At 44.5% G+C, this 17,636-nt stretch carries 15 protein-coding genes and 1 pseudogene; 10 read left to right on the forward strand and 6 right to left on the reverse strand.

Annotation, left to right across the window (positions count from 1 at the left end):
• Positions 1–114 precede the first annotated feature (114 nt).
• The 3 genes from BJP34_RS12975 (at position 115) to BJP34_RS12990 (ending at position 2,846) form a co-directional block, all read left to right on the forward strand.
• Positions 115–291 carry an NblA/ycf18 family protein gene (locus tag BJP34_RS12975; protein WP_008178810.1) on the forward strand — a complete coding sequence of 59 codons (177 nt, stop codon included), beginning with the start codon at positions 115–117 and terminating at the stop codon, positions 289–291.
• A 353-nt stretch (positions 292–644) separates the two neighbouring features.
• Complete coding sequence (locus BJP34_RS12985) at positions 645–1,523, forward strand: universal stress protein (RefSeq protein WP_070392709.1); 879 nt, start codon at positions 645–647, stop codon at positions 1,521–1,523.
• Positions 1,524–1,604: 81 nt separating this feature from the next.
• On the forward strand, positions 1,605–2,846 hold the full coding sequence (locus BJP34_RS12990; RefSeq protein ID WP_070392710.1) for an SH3 domain-containing protein: 1,242 nt from the start codon (positions 1,605–1,607) through the stop codon (positions 2,844–2,846).
• 143 nt (positions 2,847–2,989) lie between these two features.
• Here BJP34_RS12990 and BJP34_RS12995 read toward each other — a convergent pair whose 3' ends face one another.
• On the reverse strand, positions 2,990–3,976 hold the full coding sequence (locus tag BJP34_RS12995) for an aldo/keto reductase (RefSeq protein WP_070392711.1): 987 nt from the start codon (positions 3,974–3,976) through the stop codon (positions 2,990–2,992).
• A 177-nt stretch (positions 3,977–4,153) separates the two neighbouring features.
• On the opposite strand from BJP34_RS12995, the pseudogene purU reads away from it, so the two are divergent.
• Both purU and BJP34_RS13010 read left to right on the forward strand, forming a co-directional pair.
• Positions 4,154–4,837, forward strand: a pseudogene (gene purU, locus BJP34_RS13005) (formyltetrahydrofolate deformylase); the annotation flags it as partial.
• A 122-nt stretch (positions 4,838–4,959) separates the two neighbouring features.
• On the forward strand, positions 4,960–5,211 hold the full coding sequence (locus tag BJP34_RS13010) for a hypothetical protein (protein ID WP_070392713.1): 252 nt from the start codon (positions 4,960–4,962) through the stop codon (positions 5,209–5,211).
• A 70-nt stretch (positions 5,212–5,281) separates the two neighbouring features.
• On the opposite strand, the gene BJP34_RS13015 is transcribed toward BJP34_RS13010, so the two are convergent.
• Together BJP34_RS13015 and BJP34_RS13020 are read right to left on the reverse strand one after the other, a co-directional pair.
• Complete coding sequence (locus BJP34_RS13015) at positions 5,282–7,507, reverse strand: NHLP family bacteriocin export ABC transporter peptidase/permease/ATPase subunit (RefSeq protein ID WP_070392714.1); 2,226 nt, start codon at positions 7,505–7,507, stop codon at positions 5,282–5,284.
• Positions 7,508–7,579: 72 nt separating this feature from the next.
• The gene (locus BJP34_RS13020) at positions 7,580–9,193 is read right to left on the reverse strand and encodes an NHLP bacteriocin system secretion protein (RefSeq protein WP_070392715.1); all 1,614 of its coding nucleotides are present in this window, start codon (positions 9,191–9,193) and stop codon (positions 7,580–7,582) included.
• Positions 9,194–9,433: 240 nt separating this feature from the next.
• Between BJP34_RS13020 and BJP34_RS43140 the strand changes: the two genes are divergently transcribed.
• Positions 9,434–9,589, forward strand: coding sequence for a hypothetical protein (locus BJP34_RS43140; protein ID WP_158517177.1), 156 nt, complete (start codon positions 9,434–9,436; stop codon positions 9,587–9,589).
• An 11-nt stretch (positions 9,590–9,600) separates the two neighbouring features.
• Positions 9,601–10,422: a SirB1 family protein gene (locus BJP34_RS13025; protein WP_070392716.1), complete on the forward strand. Its 822-nt coding sequence runs from the start codon at positions 9,601–9,603 to the stop codon at positions 10,420–10,422.
• 139 nt (positions 10,423–10,561) lie between these two features.
• Here the strand turns inward: BJP34_RS13025 and tnpA are convergent, their stop codons facing one another.
• The gene (tnpA, locus tag BJP34_RS13030; RefSeq protein WP_070392717.1) at positions 10,562–10,966 is read right to left on the reverse strand and encodes an IS200/IS605 family transposase; all 405 of its coding nucleotides are present in this window, start codon (positions 10,964–10,966) and stop codon (positions 10,562–10,564) included.
• Positions 10,967–11,011: 45 nt separating this feature from the next.
• On the opposite strand from tnpA, the gene BJP34_RS13035 reads away from it, so the two are divergent.
• The gene (locus BJP34_RS13035) at positions 11,012–12,388 is read left to right on the forward strand and encodes an RNA-guided endonuclease InsQ/TnpB family protein (protein WP_229424342.1); all 1,377 of its coding nucleotides are present in this window, start codon (positions 11,012–11,014) and stop codon (positions 12,386–12,388) included.
• On the opposite strand, the gene BJP34_RS13040 is transcribed toward BJP34_RS13035, so the two are convergent.
• The gene (locus tag BJP34_RS13040) at positions 12,373–12,828 is read right to left on the reverse strand and encodes an SRPBCC family protein (protein ID WP_070392718.1); all 456 of its coding nucleotides are present in this window, start codon (positions 12,826–12,828) and stop codon (positions 12,373–12,375) included. The genes BJP34_RS13035 and BJP34_RS13040 overlap by 16 nt on opposite strands.
• Before the next feature lie 972 nt (positions 12,829–13,800).
• Between BJP34_RS13040 and BJP34_RS13045 the strand changes: the two genes are divergently transcribed.
• On the forward strand, positions 13,801–15,420 hold the full coding sequence (locus tag BJP34_RS13045) for a mechanosensitive ion channel (protein WP_070392719.1): 1,620 nt from the start codon (positions 13,801–13,803) through the stop codon (positions 15,418–15,420).
• 179 nt (positions 15,421–15,599) lie between these two features.
• Here the strand turns inward: BJP34_RS13045 and BJP34_RS13050 are convergent, their stop codons facing one another.
• A complete protein-coding gene (locus tag BJP34_RS13050) occupies positions 15,600–17,093 on the reverse strand; it encodes a GTP-binding protein (RefSeq protein ID WP_070392720.1) in 1,494 nt (497 codons plus the stop codon).
• Positions 17,094–17,316: 223 nt separating this feature from the next.
• On the opposite strand from BJP34_RS13050, the gene BJP34_RS13055 reads away from it, so the two are divergent.
• Complete coding sequence (locus BJP34_RS13055; RefSeq protein WP_070392721.1) at positions 17,317–17,592, forward strand: hypothetical protein; 276 nt, start codon at positions 17,317–17,319, stop codon at positions 17,590–17,592.
• Positions 17,593–17,636 lie beyond the last annotated feature (44 nt).

Below are 17,636 nucleotides of genomic sequence, written 5' to 3' on the forward strand. Positions count from 1 at the left end.
TCATGAAAGGTCAGATAGGTTAACGGTTGATACATTTACCGATACCTAGCCTGATCAAAACTAGGGCTGCTCTAGCCAGCCAAAACCCATGATTAGTTTTTAAGGAGCTCAACTATGTCTAAACCAGTAGAACTTTCCCTGGAGCAAAAATTTAACCTGCGGTCCTTTGAATCTCAGGTCCAGAAAATGAGCCGTGAGCAAGCTCAGGAATTCCTAATCAAACTCTATGAGCAAATGATGATGCGTGAAACAATGTACAAAGAAGTCCTAAAACACGAGTGGGGATTATAGCTAAAGCCCTAGTGTGATTGTTATTCGCCTTAATTGAGTCGCGACCTCCTTCTCTTGCTCAATTCCGTAGGTAGGAAAGGAGCTGGGGATGCTGGGGCGTAAACTCGAATTATATTAAGATTTAATGAAAATTAGAATTAATTGATTCAACTTATTGTTAGCTAAAGATAATCTTATTTAATATCACCGCAAGCTTGCTTAAAGGAAATAAGATTGGGAATAACCCAATTCACTCTAGGCAAGTCAGGAACAATAGTTGATAAATTTGTATAAATTAATGCAAAACTATCCACAGTAATTGTAAATTGTTCTAGTCTGAAAGAAACTATAAGAAAAAGCGATCCTCCCTGCATATGTTTCAGCATTGCCTAATCTGCACCGATTTCTCTGACGGTTTATATCGGCTAGTAGACTTTGTCCCCAGTTTAGCGGCTGGTGGGCTTAAGAAAATCATCTTCTGCCACTTTGTTGCGCTTTGGGAAGAGGGAGAAATACCTCGCATTGATGAAGAAGGAATAGAACAAGCTCGCCAGCGCTTTGAAAAATGTTTGACCAACATACCTGAAGGGGTAGAGGTTCAAATCGAAGTGAGTTCAGGTCGTCCTAGTGACAGTATTCCTAAAATCGCCAAACGTTACCATGCTGATGTCATACTGATTGGCACCCCAGTGCGCAGCTTATTACAAGAAAAGCTTTTCGGTAGCACTACAGCAACCTTGAGCAAGGAATGTAGTACACCATTGCTAATGCTGCGACCACAACTGATTTCAGCTTACACCTGCGAAGAACTCGATCTACGCTGCAAACATCTATTCCGGTATTTGCTAATTCCCTATGACGGCACTACAGCGTCTCAATCTGTCGTGGAAAGGGTCAAAGAGTATGCTAAACAAGCACCCGATGACTCACTAAAGCAGTGTATGCTGTTGTGGGTAGTTAGCGAAGGGGGGCGCAGAGAATTATCTAAAGAGCCTCAGCTACAAAAAGCTCAAGACAAGCTAGAACCAGTAAAAGCAGAGTTAGAAGAGCTTGGCTTACAGGTCAATACAGACGTGCGAGTGGGCAATCCCCGTGAAGAGATTTTAGACACAGCCTTAGAATATGATATTACTGCGATCGCAATCTCTTCCGATCAAAAAGGGAAATTCTTAGATTGGTCAGTGCGTAGCTTAGCCGGTGATTTAATGCGCAGCAGCTGGCACCCTGTTCTATTCTTGCCACCACGAAGCTAAGGATAGAGAGTCTGGGGTTTGATCGGAAGTTCTAATAAAATAAAGCAATTCCACTTTGGTAGTGAATAATAAATCCAACATATGATCAGAAAGATTAGTGGTTGGCGAAAATTACTAGTGGTGTGCATCTCTGTGGCGCTAGCGTTTACAGCTTTTCCTGCGCCATCTTATGCTACTAGTCCTGCGATCGCTCAATTTACCCCATCCTCTCGTTTAGAAAACATCTCATTTGAGAACCAAGCAAAATTTCAACTAGCTGCGGCTACAGACAAATGCCGCAAAGTGGTGACTAGAGGCAGTGATCTCAATGTCCGTAGTGGACCCGGTAGCAATTACCGGATTATCGGTTTCGTCAAAAACGGGTCTGAGGTTACCCTTGAGCAAATAGTAAACCAAGACTGGGCAAAAATTTCTTCTCCCTTGTCAGGTTATATTTCTCAGCAGTATCTCCAATCCTGTCCACCACCACCTAAGCAGGAATGTCGCATAGTTTCGACCAATACTGGCAAGGGTCTGAATGTACGTCAGAGTCCTGGTGGTAGGATTATTGGTGACTTGGACAATGGCACTAAAGTCACTATCATCAATAGCATTACTAATGGTTGGGTACAGCTTGTCTCTCCCCAAAAGGGTTATGTTTCCGACCGATATCTCAAACCTTGTCCACCACCTCCTCCGAAAGAAGAATGTCGTCTAGTATCGACTAAGGGTAACCCGCTCAATGTGCGTGCGACCCCTGGTGGTAAGATTGTCGGTGTTGTAGAAAATGGTACTACAATCACTATCAAGGGTACTAGTAGTGATGGTTGGGTACCGATTGTTTCTCCCCAGAAAGGTTATGTGTCTGAGGCGTATCTTCAACCCTGCCCCACCGTCAAAAAAGAGTGTGGTACAGTTACCACTAGTGGTAGTGAGCTGATGGTGCGTTCAACTCCTGGTGGTCCGAGTATCAGTACATTAAAAAATGGTACTGAGGTCAAGATTGAGAGTATACGTGCAGATGGCTGGGTGAAGATTTCAGAACCCATAATCGGTTATGTGTCTGGCAAGTTTATTAAAATAAAACCTTGTCCAACACCACCACCATCGGAAGAGAATTGTCGGGAAGTTTCAGCACCACAGGGTTTAAATGTCCGCAAATCACCGTCAAATGATGGCGAGATTATTGGCATTATCGCTGATGGTTCTAAGGTAACGATTGTTAATCGTGGTAGTAATGGCTGGGTTCCTATTTCTGCGCCCTTACAAGGTTATGTTACTGGCAAGTATCTGATCTATTGTCCTGAGTTTAAGGCACAAGAGCCATCAGGACCAGTAGGTTAACGTTCAGATCTCGCTGATATAGCCCTAAGCGCAAGGCAAAAGGCAAGAGGCAAAAGGCAAAAGATAGTAGGGTGCGTTAATGACGCACCCTACTGTTAATAATTGCTGATATGTAAGTATCGAGGGTACAGTTTCCTATATTTCTAAGTCCACCGCCGGAAAAATGTATTGTCTTGCCAAGCAGAAGCTGTCCGTGCTTCAATAGCAGTCATTTGTTGTGAACTTAAGGATTGGAATGCTTGGGCGACTTTAAAATTGGATTCTAATTGCTTGACGGATTCGGCAGCAATAATACAAGAATGTACTCCCTCCAGAGAGAGCACATAACCCATGGCTTGCTCCATGCCATCTAACACACCATTTTTGAATAACCTGCCATAAGCCGGAACTTTCATAGCAACGACTCCTACATTTTTCTCTCGCGCCACTGGTAAAACAGTTTTGGCAAAAGGTCGAGGATGGTGAACATCTGCCGCATTCAGAGAAATTAAGGTAGTATCAAAGGGATAGCGCCGCAACCCCTCTGCAATCACATCCGGTTCATGATGTCCGGTAATGCCTAAATATTTCACAATTCCTTGTTCTTTTGCTTCTTCAAAGGCTTTGATAGCGCCATTGGGACTAAAAATCTGATCTAACGTTTCGTGAAAAGAAACGTGATGTAATTGCCATAAATCGATAGAATCAGTTTGAAGGCGTTTAAGCGATCGCTCTAACTCTCGCCAAGCCCCATCTCGATCTCGTTGTGCTGTTTTTGTTGCTAAAAATAGATTAGATCTATAAGCAGGTAATACCTTACCCATATAGTATTCGCTGGGGCCATAACTAGCTGCGGTATCAAAATAACGAATTCCAAACTGTAATGCTGCTTCAATTTGGGCGACGGCATCAGCTTCTCGATTCATCTTCGACAAAGGGGTTTGTCCTGCACCTCCCAACCCAAAGATTGGAAGTTTCACCCCCGTTTTGCCTAACACTCGTTCTGGCATTGTAGCTGCTGTTGGCAGTTGAATAGCTGCTGTTGCTGACAGTTGAGACTGCTGTTGATGCCATGCTGCACTTCCCACAATACCACCCGCAGCAGCAACACTGGTCACGATAAACTTACGTCGAGTTGTTTTACGTGTCATGGCTCGCCTATTTTACAGTAGCTTTGCTCATATTTTAGCTTGGTTTTTGCAAGGTAAGCATTTAACTGACAGCTTAGGTATTAAGCTTACGAAAATTATCTGGATGTTGAGTCTAGACGAATCAGATATTATCTTCTATAATATCTCTCTATCTGTATGTTTATTCGAGAAGTTAAGATGACTTCACCGACTGCAACAATACTGCTGTCTTGTCCGGATCAACAAGGACTTGTGGCTAAGATTGCTAACTTTATCTATTCCAATGGTGGAAATATTATCCACGCCGATCAACATACAGATTTTGCCACTGGAATCTTTTTAACCCGAATTGAATGGCAATTAGACGGGTTTAATTTACCTAAAGATGTAATTGCTCCTGCTTTTAGTGCGATTGCAAAACCGCTGAATGCCAATTGGCAACTCCATTTTTCTGATAAAGTTCCTCGAATTGCGATTTGGGTAACGAAGCAAGATCATTGTCTGTTAGATTTATTATGGCGATGGCAAGCTAACGAAATGCCAGCTGAAATTGCTTTAATTATTAGCAATCATCCCAACTTAAAGGTTGTTGCTGATCAATTTGGAATTGAGTTCTATTATCTTCCGATTACCAAAGACACGAAATCACAGCAAGAAGAGAAACAGTTGGAGATTCTAAATAAATCGAATATAGATTTAGTGGTTTTAGCGAAGTATATGCAAATTCTGAGTTCAGAGTTTGTTAAAAGCTTTTATAAAATTATTAACATTCATCATTCATTTTTGCCAGCATTTCCGGGAGCAAAGCCCTATCAAAGAGCCTATACAAGAGGTGTTAAAATTATTGGGGCTACTGCCCATTATGTCACAGAAGACTTAGAGCTTGTCTGAGAAGTCTAATTTGCTACATCCAAGCCCCCTAAATCCCCCAATTTTGCGGTGCGACCCAAGGGCGATTTACTCGCCCATTGGAAAGCGCACCGGAAGGGACTTTTAGAAGCCAATTGACTCTTGTTCCCCCCAAAGTTGGGGGGCTAGGGGGGCAAAATTCAGTATCAAAAAACTTTTCAGATATCCTCTTAGATGAAGGGCCGATAATTGAACAGGATGTGGTCCGAGTGAGTCATCGAGATACGGTTGCGGATTTAATTCGCAAAGGAAAAGATTTAGAACGCCTAGTGTTAGCCAGAGCTGTCCGTTTACACTTGCAAAATCGTGTATTAGTTTATAATAACCGAACTGTTGTATTTGAATAGATTAATTTTTGAATAGTTACCAAGAGATTGACCTATGTTCTGTCTCTGAAAATCTCTAATCAAAAAGTACCTAATAACTTGAACTAATCAACTGCCTATAAACTCCCCCTTGCTGCCACAATTCCTCATGGGTACCCCGTTGCACCACCTTACCCCGCTCCAGAACAATAATCTCATCACAATCTCGAATCGTACTCAAGCGGTGGGCTACAATAATACAAGAAATACCCCGACGCCTGAGATTCTGGTCAATAATCGTTTCCGTTGACCCATCCAAGGCACTAGTTGCCTCATCCATCACCAAAATCGCTGGGTCATTAACCAACGCTCTAGCAATTTCCAGACGTTGACGCTGACCCCCACTTAAATTTCCAGCTCCTTCCATCAGTTGGGCTTCATATCCCCCAGGTAGTGCCTGAATCACCTCGTGAATTGCCGCATCCTGACAAGAGCGCACTATCTCAGACAGGGGTACCGTCTTATCCCACAAGGTCAGATTATCCCGCACTGTCCCCCCAAAAAGAAATATTTCCTGTTCTACCATTGCTAAGGAATTCGTCAACACCAACCTGGGAATCTGCTCTTTTGGAATGCCATCAAATAAAATCTGCCCTGACCAAGGTTGGTATAGACCAGTTACTATCTTTGCTATGGTAGACTTTCCCGAACCACTACCCCCTACTAGTGCTACCCTTTGACCAGGTTTCAGGGTCAGATTAAAGTTCTCAATTAACGGTCGATCTATCCGGGAATAGCCAAAGGTAATATTGCGTAATTCTACATGACCTTGAAGGCAGACCTGGAGAGTGGGAAATGAATCAGATTCTGCTTGATCTCCCCTTTGACCTGCCACTGGATCTTGGGGGCGGTTAGGGGAATGAGCGGTTTGAGCTAACCCTTCCCTCAACTGGGGGTCAATCGGGTTGCCCAATACATCATCCAAGCGATTGAGGTCACCATCGAGTTCCTGGAGAGTACTGCCAAACCTGACTAACTGGTTGACAGGCTTCTGAAAACTGTTCATCAAGCTTTGAAAAGCCACTAACATCCCAATACTCAGAGATCCTTCCATTACCCTTAGACCCCCAACCGCCAAAATTAGCATAGAGGTTAAGGAGGTTAGCAGAGGCGGTAAAACCCCTAAAACTTGGTTTGCTACTTCCAGTTTCTGCTGACCATTAACCGCTTTAGCATAGTAACCGGACCACCTCGCAAAGAAATCCGACTCCGTTGCCGATGCCTTGACACTTTCTATGCCCTGTAGTCCAGCGATCGCTACCCCAGCTGCCTTACCCCGGTCTAGGGCTAATTGCATATAGCTGTCCACCCGCTTACGAGCCAGCCATTGTAAAGTCAAGACATTTACCAAGGCAAAAACTATAGCAATTACAGTCAGTACAGAATCATAGGCAAACATCACCAGGGCATAAAAGATTACCATGACCGAATTAATCACTGTTGTTGCCAACTGACCCGAAAGCACGTCAGCGACTTTGTCATTTAGCTTAACCCGATTACTAATTTCTCCAGCAAACCGCTGGGCATAAAATCTTGCTGGTAATCGCAGGATGTGCCAGAGAAATTGGCTGGACATTCCTACGGATAACTTAATTTTTAGTTGTCTCAAATACCGCAATTGTAACAGGGTCAACACCCCCTGCAGGAGCACCGTAATTGCCATGGCTAAAATCAAGGGACGTAGCCAATCAGTGCGACTTTCGACCAACACATTATCTACAAAAATTTGATTAAAGACCGGAATAACTAAGCCAGGAAAAACTAATAAAAATCCTACTATTATACAGTATGTAATTGCAGGAATAGACCCTTTTAGTCGTAACCATAGCGCTAATGTTACACTGGGTTTTTGACCCCCCTTTTTGAACTCTGGTCCTGGTTCAATTACCAGCACTACCCCCGTGTAACCCTGATCAAATTCCTCGCTGGTTACCCGTCTTGGACCAGCAGCTGGATCATTGAGAAAGACGATTTTTTTACTAAATCCTTCTACTACTAGGAAATGATTAAAATTCCAAAACACAATAAATGGAGGATGCAATTTTTTAAGGTTAGCCAGGGATTTTTTATAACCCTTGGCTTGCATTCCATAACGCCTAGCAGCTTTAACCAAATTAGATGCTTTAGAACCATCGCGGGACACACCACAACTAACCCTAAGTTCCTCTAAGGGCACAATCCGACCATAGTAACTCAGAATAATTCCTAGAGCAGCGGCACCACATTCTACTGCTTCCATTTGCAATAGAGTGGGGGTTTTGATTCGTTTTTGTTTCATTCAAACTTTCAAATTTCAACTTTTAACCTTCAACCTTCAACTTTCAACCTTCAACTTTCAACCTTTAAACCTTCAATAAATTCCACTCCATTCCCGCAAAATCGGCAAGACAAAGGTAATCGGCACACGCTCTTTTACTCTCACCCTAGCGGTGGTAGTAGTTCCGGCAGAAATTTTCAAGTCTGGACCATCAGAAGATGACCATTGGTAGCCACTAAACGTGGTATAATCGGCTTCTAATTGAGCGTAGACTTCTATCATTGCTCCCCCCTGACCGATCAGATTATCTACTACTTCTGGATTCCCAACTACACTAGCTGCTCCCTCGCGAGTTACAGGATAGGGTGAAACTGAAGTAATTTTGCCCACAATGCCACCAAATCGTTGCCGCTTGACTGTATCCGGTGTAATTTGAATCAGCATTCCTGGTTGAATCTTTTTCCCGTCCTTGACCGAGAAATAGGTAATGCCCTCGATGCCATCACTTTGTCCCTTAACTGTCATGGTGCCGAGCTGGGTTCCGGGTTGAACCACTTGTCCCCTAGCAGCAGCAATTTCGACAACGCACCCAGCGTAAGGACTCAGAATTTTACTCTTGTCTGCCAGTTGCTTTTCCAGTCGAGCAATTTCTAGCTTCACGTCCTGAATCTGATTGCTTCGTTGATTAGAACTTTCCAAATTCTGTTGGTCTAAACGTTTTTCCTTGGTATCCAACTCTTGTAACTGTGCTCTGATTTGGGATATAGTATTAAGATTATCCAAATATTTTTGTTGCGCCTCAGTTTCTCGAACACTGAGTTCCTCTAACTTGACTTGAATATCGCTAATCGTACTGAGATTCTGTACGTATGTGCCTTCTGTTTCAGTTTCACTAACATCCAGTTGCTTCAACTGTGCTTCCAGCTCCGAGATACTCTGCACGGCTTGGCGATACTCTTGTTCCGCTTGTAAAACCGCATCTTCGGCAATTCCCCCTACCGCCGACAGTTCCTGACGCTTTTGCCATCTCCGTTTGAAAACTGGGACTTGAGCTATAAGATCCCTAAGCCGTTGTTCTAAGCTTTGGCGCTGCTGTGCGATCGCTTTCAATCCCTTATCCTGTAATACTGGAGTCAGAGCCATGGCATCCCGCAGCTGTTGGTTTAGACTTTGACGCTGTCGAGCGATCGCAGTTAAGTTTTTCTCTTTGAGTACAGGAGTCAGAGCCATGGCATCTTGCAACCGTTGCTCTAAGCTAGCTCGCTGGTTTGCGATCGCATCCGTTTCCAGTTCGGTGAGCTGAGTTGAAATTAAATTGCTATCCCGATCCTGTACCTGCAATTGACTTAGTTTCCTCCGTTGCAGCTGTAACTGCTTTTTGAGTTCAGATGGGTCAATGGTTGCCAGGACATAATTTTTCTCAAAGCATTGCCCCTCCCCGACATTTAGAGAGTCCAACTGTCCAGATATAGTGGACTGAAACTGTACTAGCCGCCGGGGACGGATTAGTACTCCTTGACCGGTGACAGTGATGGGAATCCGTCCAAAAATACTCCAAATCACAGCCAAAAACACCAAACCCCCCAAAGCCGCTAACGGTAGCCAATCCCTAGGATTAACCACTTGCATCAACTGATCCAGCCGTTCTGGGGAAGATAGCCGTTCGAGTGATTCTTGGCGAAACAGACTTTTCTTGTTCTTTAACATGTTTATAACAATTAATTTGAGGTACTTTCGTCCTGGGTTTTAGGGACTTCGGAGCAGGGACTTCGGAGCAGGGAAGTCGGAAGTCGGAAAAAATCCTGTGTACCTCATAGCTATGAGAAACGCTATAGATCAACTTTTGTAGTTATATAGCAATCCTATTTAAATTAGGAACAGTGATAGTTCGATGAAATAGAAAAAATAATACTATAGATGAATTGTGATCAAAGGAAACAAAGAACTTTGGAGCTTTATCATAACACTAAAAAATCCTCGCCTATCTTGACACTGTTCCCTATTCCCTGTTCCCTATTCCCTGTTCCCTATTCCCTGTTCCCTTTTTCTATCAATCTTATGTTTACCTATCAAATAAAAATACTATATAATCAAAGTAGCTGACGGAATTTTAGATGGATTTTACTTTAGGGCGTCAAGGGTTTTACACAGAAATAAATCAGCCAGATGACCAAATTCATTTGGCAAAAGCAGCGCTTTACATAGCTCACGAAGAATACCCGGATCTGGCTATTGATGATTATCTAAATGCCTTAGATACCATGGCATCCGAAGTAGAGGAGCGTTTGCCTGAGCAACGCTATCCTCTGCGAGTGATTAAGACTCTGAATCAGTATTTCTATGATGACCTAGGATATGCGGGCAATAGGAGTGATTACTACGATCCCCGGAATAGTTTCCTCAATCAGGTCATTGATCGGCGCACAGGTATCCCGATTACCCTTTCCGTGGTGTACCTGGAAGTCGCTCGACGCCTTGATTTTCCCATGGTTGGTATTGGGATGCCAGGGCATTTCCTAATTCGCCCAGAGTTTGAGCAGGTGGGAATCTTTGTGGATGCTTTCGATGGTGGTGAGATTTTATTTGAACAAGACTGCGAGGAACGACTAACCCAAATTTATGGGCATCCGGTAACCCTAGAACCACGTTTCCTAGCACCAGTGAGTAATCGGCAGCTGTTGGCACGGATGCTCATGAATCTTAAATTAATATATCTCAATCGCCAAGACTTACCTAGAGCGCTAGCCGCAGTTGAGCGCATGTTGTTGCTGTTTCCTAATGCACCCGGAGAACTGCGGGATCGGGGGCTGATTTACTCGCAGTTGGGGTATTTACCACAAGCATGCCAGGATTTGGAACGTTATTTAGAAATCCTGCCCCAAGCTGAGGATGCTGATATTATTCGTAAGTTACTTCAACAGATCGGACATGGGTAAAGGCTTCTATGGATGGGCATGACTAATCACCAATACCTAATCCCTAATCCCTAATGACTACACGAACCTGATTCGAGAGACTGGTAGCCCCGTGAATTCATTCCGGGGCGGAAAGTCGAACGGCGGATTTATCCGCCAGTTACCAATGATGCCGATCTTCAATGTACTGCTTGATTTTGTTGGTACTCACTTTACCCGTAGTCTCGTAGAAATAGGATCTAGGCCATAGTGAAGGTAATTTCAGCAATTCAGGAAACTCTTTCCTTAGTAATCTTGAGCTTCGCCCTTTAAACGCCTTGACAACTTCAGCTATGGAATGCTTAGGGTCATACTCAACCAGTAAGTGAACATGATCGGGAGCTATCTCAACCGACCGGATAAACCATCCTTTCTCCTGAGCAACTGATTGAAAGATCTCATTTAGGCGGGTTCTAATCTCCCCAACTAAAACTGACTTGCGCCGCTTGGGGATGAAGCATAAATGAACAGTTGCCAATCCTACGCTGTGAGGATCATGACGATAGCTTTTTGCTGAATTTCTCATGTTGATATTTTATCATCCATCAACAAGTTGTGTTATGATTCAAACATGACTCAAACATTTGCAGCACAAGTAAATCGACTACCTGAAGATAGGCAGTTAGGCGCAGGGTTAGAGTACCTTTGTAGAGAATCTAATAACCTCTACAATTGCACTCTGTATCTTGCTCGTCAGCTTTACTTCAAGGAGAAAAAATTCTCTAATGGGCGTTGGTTGTCTACTCAAATGAAGCGTAACTCTCACATGAAAGCGCTTTATACTTCTGCCGCTCAACAAGTCTGCATTTCTGTAGGTGAAGCGTTCAAGGGCTTCAAGGAACTGCTGAAGCTCCATAAACGGGGTGATTTGCATTTAAAACCATTACCGCCTAACTACCGGAAGTCTGGTGGAATGTATCAAATCTCCTATCCAAAACGCTGGTTAAAGTTGGTGGATGGTCAGGTTAGGGTTCCAATGGGCACGGCTTGTAAGGTGTGGTTTAATCTGCCAGAAATCTGGCTGCCATTTCCAACCAATCTGAATTGGGACTGGGTTAAAGAGTTACAGATTGTTCCAAGAGCGGGTTATTTTGATGCGGTCTGGATTAGTTCAGACGAGTATCAAGTGGTTGGTAATCTAGACCCTGATTTGTTTCTATCGATTGACCCAGGCTTAGATAACTGGTTGACCTGTGTTTCCAATGCTGGGACTAGCTTCATCATTGACGGCAAGCATTTGAAAGCTTTGAATCAATGGTATAACAAGCGAGTTTCCACTATTAAAGGAAACAAGCCCCAAAGCTTCTGGTGCAACTTGTTAGACCGGACAACAGAGAAGCGTAACCGTCAAATGAGAGATGCCGTTAACAAGGTAGCTAAGACTGTTGTAGAGCACTGCATTGCTAACGGTATTGGGTCAGTCATCTTTGGCTGGAATAAAAGTCAGAAGCAAGAATGCAACATGGGCAGAAGGAACAATCAGAAGTTTGTCCAGGTTCCAACAGCCAGACTAAAGGAAAGAATCAGGCAACTATCTGAAATCTATGGCATGAGGTTTGTTGAAACTGAAGAAAGCTATACCTCCAAAGCTGATGCGCTAGCACTTGATGCAATTCCCGTCTACGGTGAAAAACCCGATTGTTGGAAGCCGTCAGGTACTAGAGTTAATCGAGGTTTGTATAGGTCTGCTACAGGACTAGAGTTCAATGCGGATATTAATGGTGCATTGAACATTGCAAGAAAAGTAACCAGATCATTGGGCATTGACTTCAATCCTAGTGATTTGGCTAGGGGCGTTTTGACTTCGCCTAAGCGGTTGAAGATCTGGGATAGCATTGGCTCTCTACCTAATGCTACCGGATCTTTTGCAGTGCTGAAAGATTCCCCCGCGCTATGCCTGACGGCAGGCTACGCCAACAGCCGGGGGAGTAGTCAATCACGTCGGTAAATCTCCTCTGCTACTAACTTAAGGCGTCTGAGTTGGGCTTTCATATCATTCTGAGTCCATTGGGCAGCAAAGCTGTTGAACCCCCAGCTAACGATGGGGTTGGGAATTTCAAATTCAAAACGGTTGACCAAACGGGTGCCTTGTTCAGCTGGCTGACACTCCCAGCGGTCTCGTCCTTTGAAAAAACCCTGGAACTGCCAAACCACTAACCCTGGCTTGCGGTCGATAACCACACTCTTGAGAGTGGGCTGCAACCAGGGAATGTTAATAATAAACCGCGAGCGACTCCCGACATCAGTACTCCACTGCCCCACTGATTCACAACGCAAAATCGGGTTGAGCCAGCGATGCATTAAGCTCTGGTCAGTGATACAGCGCTCGACAATGGTGGCGCTCGCATTAATTTTAATGGATTGTTCAAAAATTTGGGCGTTTTGCATGTAAAATTTCGACATTATTGGACTATCTTGATTACGGTGGCAGCTAGCCACACTACCAGACCACTAGAGTTGTGAGGAGGAAAAATTAATCAAGACTTGATTTTTGTACATCAATTGGCTCTAAATATAAGGGTTACGTCTTGAGTGACTGACAAACCTACCAAAAAATCTTTCAGCTCCCGAGTGTCCGACGTCACATCGGGGCAAATGCCGATTCAACACTCCATCAAGTTACCCAGCCTAATTTAGGGAGTAAGACCCCCTAAGCTAACTAGTTGACTGCGTCGGCAACTATGGGTAAATTCTATCAGCACTCCTGGGTCAAGATTTGTCAGTTAGGCAAGATTAAGCCACATCTGTGGAAAATTTGAGGAGTAAAACGTTCTCCATGAACATCTCAACCTTTACTTTTAAATATTATCGTCGTACCTTCTGCTCAAGGTTATTTTCAGTCAGCACTCTCCTCTGAAGAGACCAGGCTGAGATAGCCTCCCTTCAGGTAGCTGACCAGCCTAAGACCTTGACCGAAGGGGTTGCCCTTCTGGTATTGGGTCTACGTTGTTGGCAAGTGTTAAAGTTCCTACCTTGGGGTAGAATGCCCGCTCCAAGCTCTAGAACCGAGTCGTTAAACACTTAGACCAGGGGTAAAACAGTGCGGTTCGGAAAGTACCGACCAACAACGTTGGCCAGGCAAACCTTACCTTGTGCAGAATCGGCGATTCCGGCTTGAACTGGAAAGCACAACAACTGCACCTCTTGTTGTCCAGCTCTTTTTGGGACAGCAGCCTATAGCGCCGCGTCGCGGTTCCTCATCGGGTCACCAGACGCGCAGCTTTACCGCTGCCAAACTTATCTAGTTGAGACGATAATACCGTGCTCCTCACCAGACCACAGTAGTCACAAGGCACTTAAGGAAGTTAAAAAACTTAGGGTTGCCTGTGACATTGGACAATTTAAGTAAGAACAAAGACTATGAATGGAACTTGGGAAGGTATCTTCCAAATTGTAGGAGTGGGTGTGCAGCCATCGGCACACCTGGTTTTAGCCCAGACAGGAGTTCCCGCATTAGACCAAGTTTTGGCAGATGGGGGAACCACCTTACTGAATGTGGTTAAAGCGATCGCAATCTTAGTCATTGGTCTGATCCTTGCTAAGATTGCTGCTGGTATTACCAAAGCAGTACTGAATCGCACCAATATTGACAACAACATTGCTCAGTGGGCTACTGGCGGCCAGGCAGGAAGCCCACCTGCTCCAGTTGAGGAATGGTTATCCGGGGCGGTTTTCTGGATTATCATCGTTTTCACCGTAGTGGCGGTTCTAGAAACCCTCAAGCTAGATACGGTTTCCGGACCGCTGAATAGTTTTCTAGACACCATCCTTGGCTTCCTCCCCAGTGTCTTTGGTGCGGCGATTCTCTTGGGCCTTGCCTGGTTACTGGGAACTATCGTCAAGATGATAGTAGTCAGGATGCTCAATGCATTGAATCTCGATCAGCGCTTGGGTGAGCAAGTCGGGGATGGTCGCAGTAGTCAGTTCTCTCTGGCTCAAACCATTGGCAATTCCCTGTACTACTTAATCTTCCTACTGTTTCTGCCATCGGTCTTAGAGACCCTAGGCTTACAGGGAACTCTCGATCCAGTACTAAGTATGCTGGGTGAGATTTGGGGGATTGTACCGAATATTGGCGCAGCCATAGCAATTGGTGCTATTGGTTGGTTTATTGCTCAACTTGTGCAACGTCTTGTCACTAGTTTTTTGACAGCAGCAGGTGCGAATCAGATCGGGGAGCGGTTTGGACTGAGTACCTCTGGTAGCCGCTCCCTAGCCGGGATTATCGGTACGATTGTCTATGTACTGATTTTGATTCCCGTTGCTACCGCTGCCCTGAATGCCTTGCAGATCCAGGCCATCTCTGGCCCTTCGATCGCAATGTTAAGCCAGGTGACTAATACCATCCCCAAACTCTTTGCTGCGGCTGGTATTCTGGCAGTTTTCTACGTTATTGGACAGTTTGTTAGTGATCTGGCCACCAACGTCCTGACAGACCTTGGCTTCAACAATCTATTCAGCTGGCTAGGTTTTTCTGTCAGCGCTCCTAGCACCACTGATCAAACAGCAGAATCAGAGACACCACAGAACCCACTTACCAGTCGCACCCCTTCTGAGCTAGCGGGACTGCTTGTACTGATCGGTATCATGATCGCTGGTATTGTGGCAGCAACGGATGTGTTACAGATTCCCGCCTTAACTGACATTGTTGGTGGGGTCGGTTTCATTGGTGCTCGGGTGCTGTCCGGGTTAGTAGTCCTTGCTATCGGTCTGTTCCTAGCTAATTTTGCCTTCAACTTGATTACTGGCTCTGGCGCTCGCCAATCCAATATCCTGGCACAAGTAGCTAGGATTGCGATTATTGCCTTTTCTTTAGCTCTAGGTCTACAACAAATGGGCATTGCCCCTGATATTGTGAACTTAGCCTTTGGTTTGCTCTTAGGCGCAATCGCGGTTGCGATCGCATTAGCCTTCGGTCTCGGAGGTCGCGATGTCGCTGGTGAGCAAGTCAGAGAATGGCTAGATTCTTTCAAAAAGTAAGTCGAATGGTTAAAAGGTTGGCATGTTGAACGCGCACGCGTTCACCCAAACAACTTTCAACCTTCACCCTTCACCATTCACCCAAACAACCTTCACCAAAGGCCACGCGTGCGCGTTCAACCTTGGCCAAAAGGCCACGCGTGCGCGTTCAACCAAACAACCTTCAACCTTAACAACCTTCAACCTTCAACTTTTGTTAATCTTGCCCTCAATTCTCCTTTAATGCGATGGAGAATTGAGGTTTCGTCTAAAGAGGAGAGAATTCGTCTAACAACGGCTTTTGGTCCATCTTCTCCCCAGGATGCGCCATTGGCTAAATAGGTTTTGGTAATTTGTCCAATACCATAACCAGAAACTCCAGCAACACTAGCTTGGGTGATGGCAACCGACATATATGGCGCTAGGGAAACCCCACCGGTGACAGGGGCAGAAATTCCTAAAATACTTTTTAAGCTACTCAATCCCAAGTTAGCCAAGAGTTCACTAGCACCAATACCTCCCATACTCATAGCAATTTTTTGTAATAATTGAATAGCTCCCTGCTCAGTCATAGCAATACCATAGAGACGGGATAACGTAAGAATCATTACCACATCAACTACAGTAGCGGTGAGGATATCCACAACAGTAACTGGATTGAGAGCAATCACAAATGCTTTAGTTATCACTGCTTTCCAGATAATTTGATTAGCACTGTCATCCCGAATCTTCATTTTTCGGTTGACCAAGTTTTCATTCAACTCATCGGCGTAAAGCATGGTGTTAAGAGCAACAAGGGATTTCCCTTCCCGATGTAAAATCTCCAGAATTTTTAGTTTCAAATCTTCAATTTGGGGTTTCCCTCGGCGGCGCTTGACCTGAATGCTGCCATTAGGCGATCGCACTGCTACAGATACCAAAGGTGAAGCAGCAACCATCACAATTTCTGCTGGTGAAAGCAACTGCTTGACCCGTTCATCCCGAATTTTTCTGTAAATTGCCATGCGATCAGCATCGGGATATTGGTCAATCTTATTGAACACCAGTAACATCGGTTTACCACTAGCTCTTAACGTAGATAGAGCTTGGTACTCTACCTTAGTCATATCACCAGCAATAATAAACAGCAGTAAATCTGCCTGTTTAGCTACCTCTAGGGCTAAGGCTTCCCGAGTTTCCCCATCTACTTCATCAATCCCTGGGGTATCGATTAGCTGAATTTGGGAATTACCAATACTGGGTAGGGCAACCTGTAGAATATCGTGTTGGCTATGGGTTGGAGTATGGGTTTCTTGACTAGGGGTTTGACTATGGGTTTGACTATGGGGCTGCCAATGGGCAGTTTGAGCATTCTGGGTCACCCCATGTAGGGCACCAGTTTCAAATACAGGTTGACCAACTAAGGCATTGAGTACAGAGGATTTACCTCGTCCCACCATGCCAAAGGCAGCAATTTGGATACAGGTATTTTCTAGCTTCTGAAGCAGATTGCCCAAGTCTTGAATTTGAGCATCTAAACCCGCTTTTTCTCTACGGGATAGGTCAAGATTAGCTACCAGATCCTTGAGGGAGTCTTGTGCGTGTTTGTAGTTCAGTTCTGCCTGGATTTGCTCAAAACCTGAAATTGCGCTATCTAAATCCTGATCAAGATCTAGAGAGTTAACAGAGTCAGACTCAGGCCAGAATTCGGTCAAAACAGCACCTCCTGGTTAGGACACTTCTGCTTTCGATCCTAGAGCATCAGTTCAGCAATCACTTTTGGGAAATCACTCATTATAGAAATAGATGCTTCACAGCTGACATCGGTTAGCTCCATTATTCATCCCTTGCGACTTCCTGATTCCAACCCACAGCTGTAGAAGAGTTAATTATTGCTTTACACCATTGGTTCGATGGAAACCATAGGAGAGATATGAGATGATCAGCCAATTCTTAAGTGTTAGTTTAACCTTGCCGATGCTTGTCAACTTAGGTCAGAGTCTCACGGATACCCAAATCCTAAATTATGGTAAAGTTAATCACTATACACCAACATGGACAAATTTTCAGGGTAAACTCAATAGTCAAAACCCACCATCGTTATCCTTGGCCAGCCGGGATGAAACAAAAGACGAAGAGCAAAAGTGTGAGTGGCTAGACATATGTACAGAATTTAAGGGTGCATCTTTATTGGTTAGCAAAACCCTTTTTTAAAAGGTAAGTTAGGTGCTACAAAAACGTGGTAATTAGCATTGTCC

It is taken from the genome of Moorena producens PAL-8-15-08-1 (genome assembly GCF_001767235.1).
GTDB classification, from domain to species: domain Bacteria; phylum Cyanobacteriota; class Cyanobacteriia; order Cyanobacteriales; family Coleofasciculaceae; genus Moorena; species Moorena producens_A.

Coding starts and splice junctions, on each gene's coding strand:
- BJP34_RS12995 (WP_070392711.1), bottom strand. CDS start 3,976: ATGACACGTAAAACAACTCGACGTAAGTTTATCGTGACCAGTGTTGCT.
- BJP34_RS12975 (WP_008178810.1), top strand. CDS start 115: ATGTCTAAACCAGTAGAACTTTCCCTGGAGCAAAAATTTAACCTGCGG.
- tnpA (WP_070392717.1), bottom strand. CDS start 10,966: ATGAGAAATTCAGCAAAAAGCTATCGTCATGATCCTCACAGCGTAGGA.
- BJP34_RS13025 (WP_070392716.1), top strand. CDS start 9,601: ATGGATTTTACTTTAGGGCGTCAAGGGTTTTACACAGAAATAAATCAG.
- BJP34_RS13045 (WP_070392719.1), top strand. CDS start 13,801: ATGAATGGAACTTGGGAAGGTATCTTCCAAATTGTAGGAGTGGGTGTG.
- BJP34_RS13040 (WP_070392718.1), bottom strand. CDS start 12,828: ATGCAAAACGCCCAAATTTTTGAACAATCCATTAAAATTAATGCGAGC.
- BJP34_RS13020 (WP_070392715.1), bottom strand. CDS start 9,193: ATGTTAAAGAACAAGAAAAGTCTGTTTCGCCAAGAATCACTCGAACGG.
- BJP34_RS13055 (WP_070392721.1), top strand. CDS start 17,317: ATGATCAGCCAATTCTTAAGTGTTAGTTTAACCTTGCCGATGCTTGTC.
- BJP34_RS12990 (WP_070392710.1), top strand. CDS start 1,605: ATGATCAGAAAGATTAGTGGTTGGCGAAAATTACTAGTGGTGTGCATC.
- BJP34_RS12985 (WP_070392709.1), top strand. CDS start 645: ATGTTTCAGCATTGCCTAATCTGCACCGATTTCTCTGACGGTTTATAT.
- BJP34_RS13015 (WP_070392714.1), bottom strand. CDS start 7,507: ATGAAACAAAAACGAATCAAAACCCCCACTCTATTGCAAATGGAAGCA.
- BJP34_RS13035 (WP_229424342.1), top strand. CDS start 11,012: ATGACTCAAACATTTGCAGCACAAGTAAATCGACTACCTGAAGATAGG.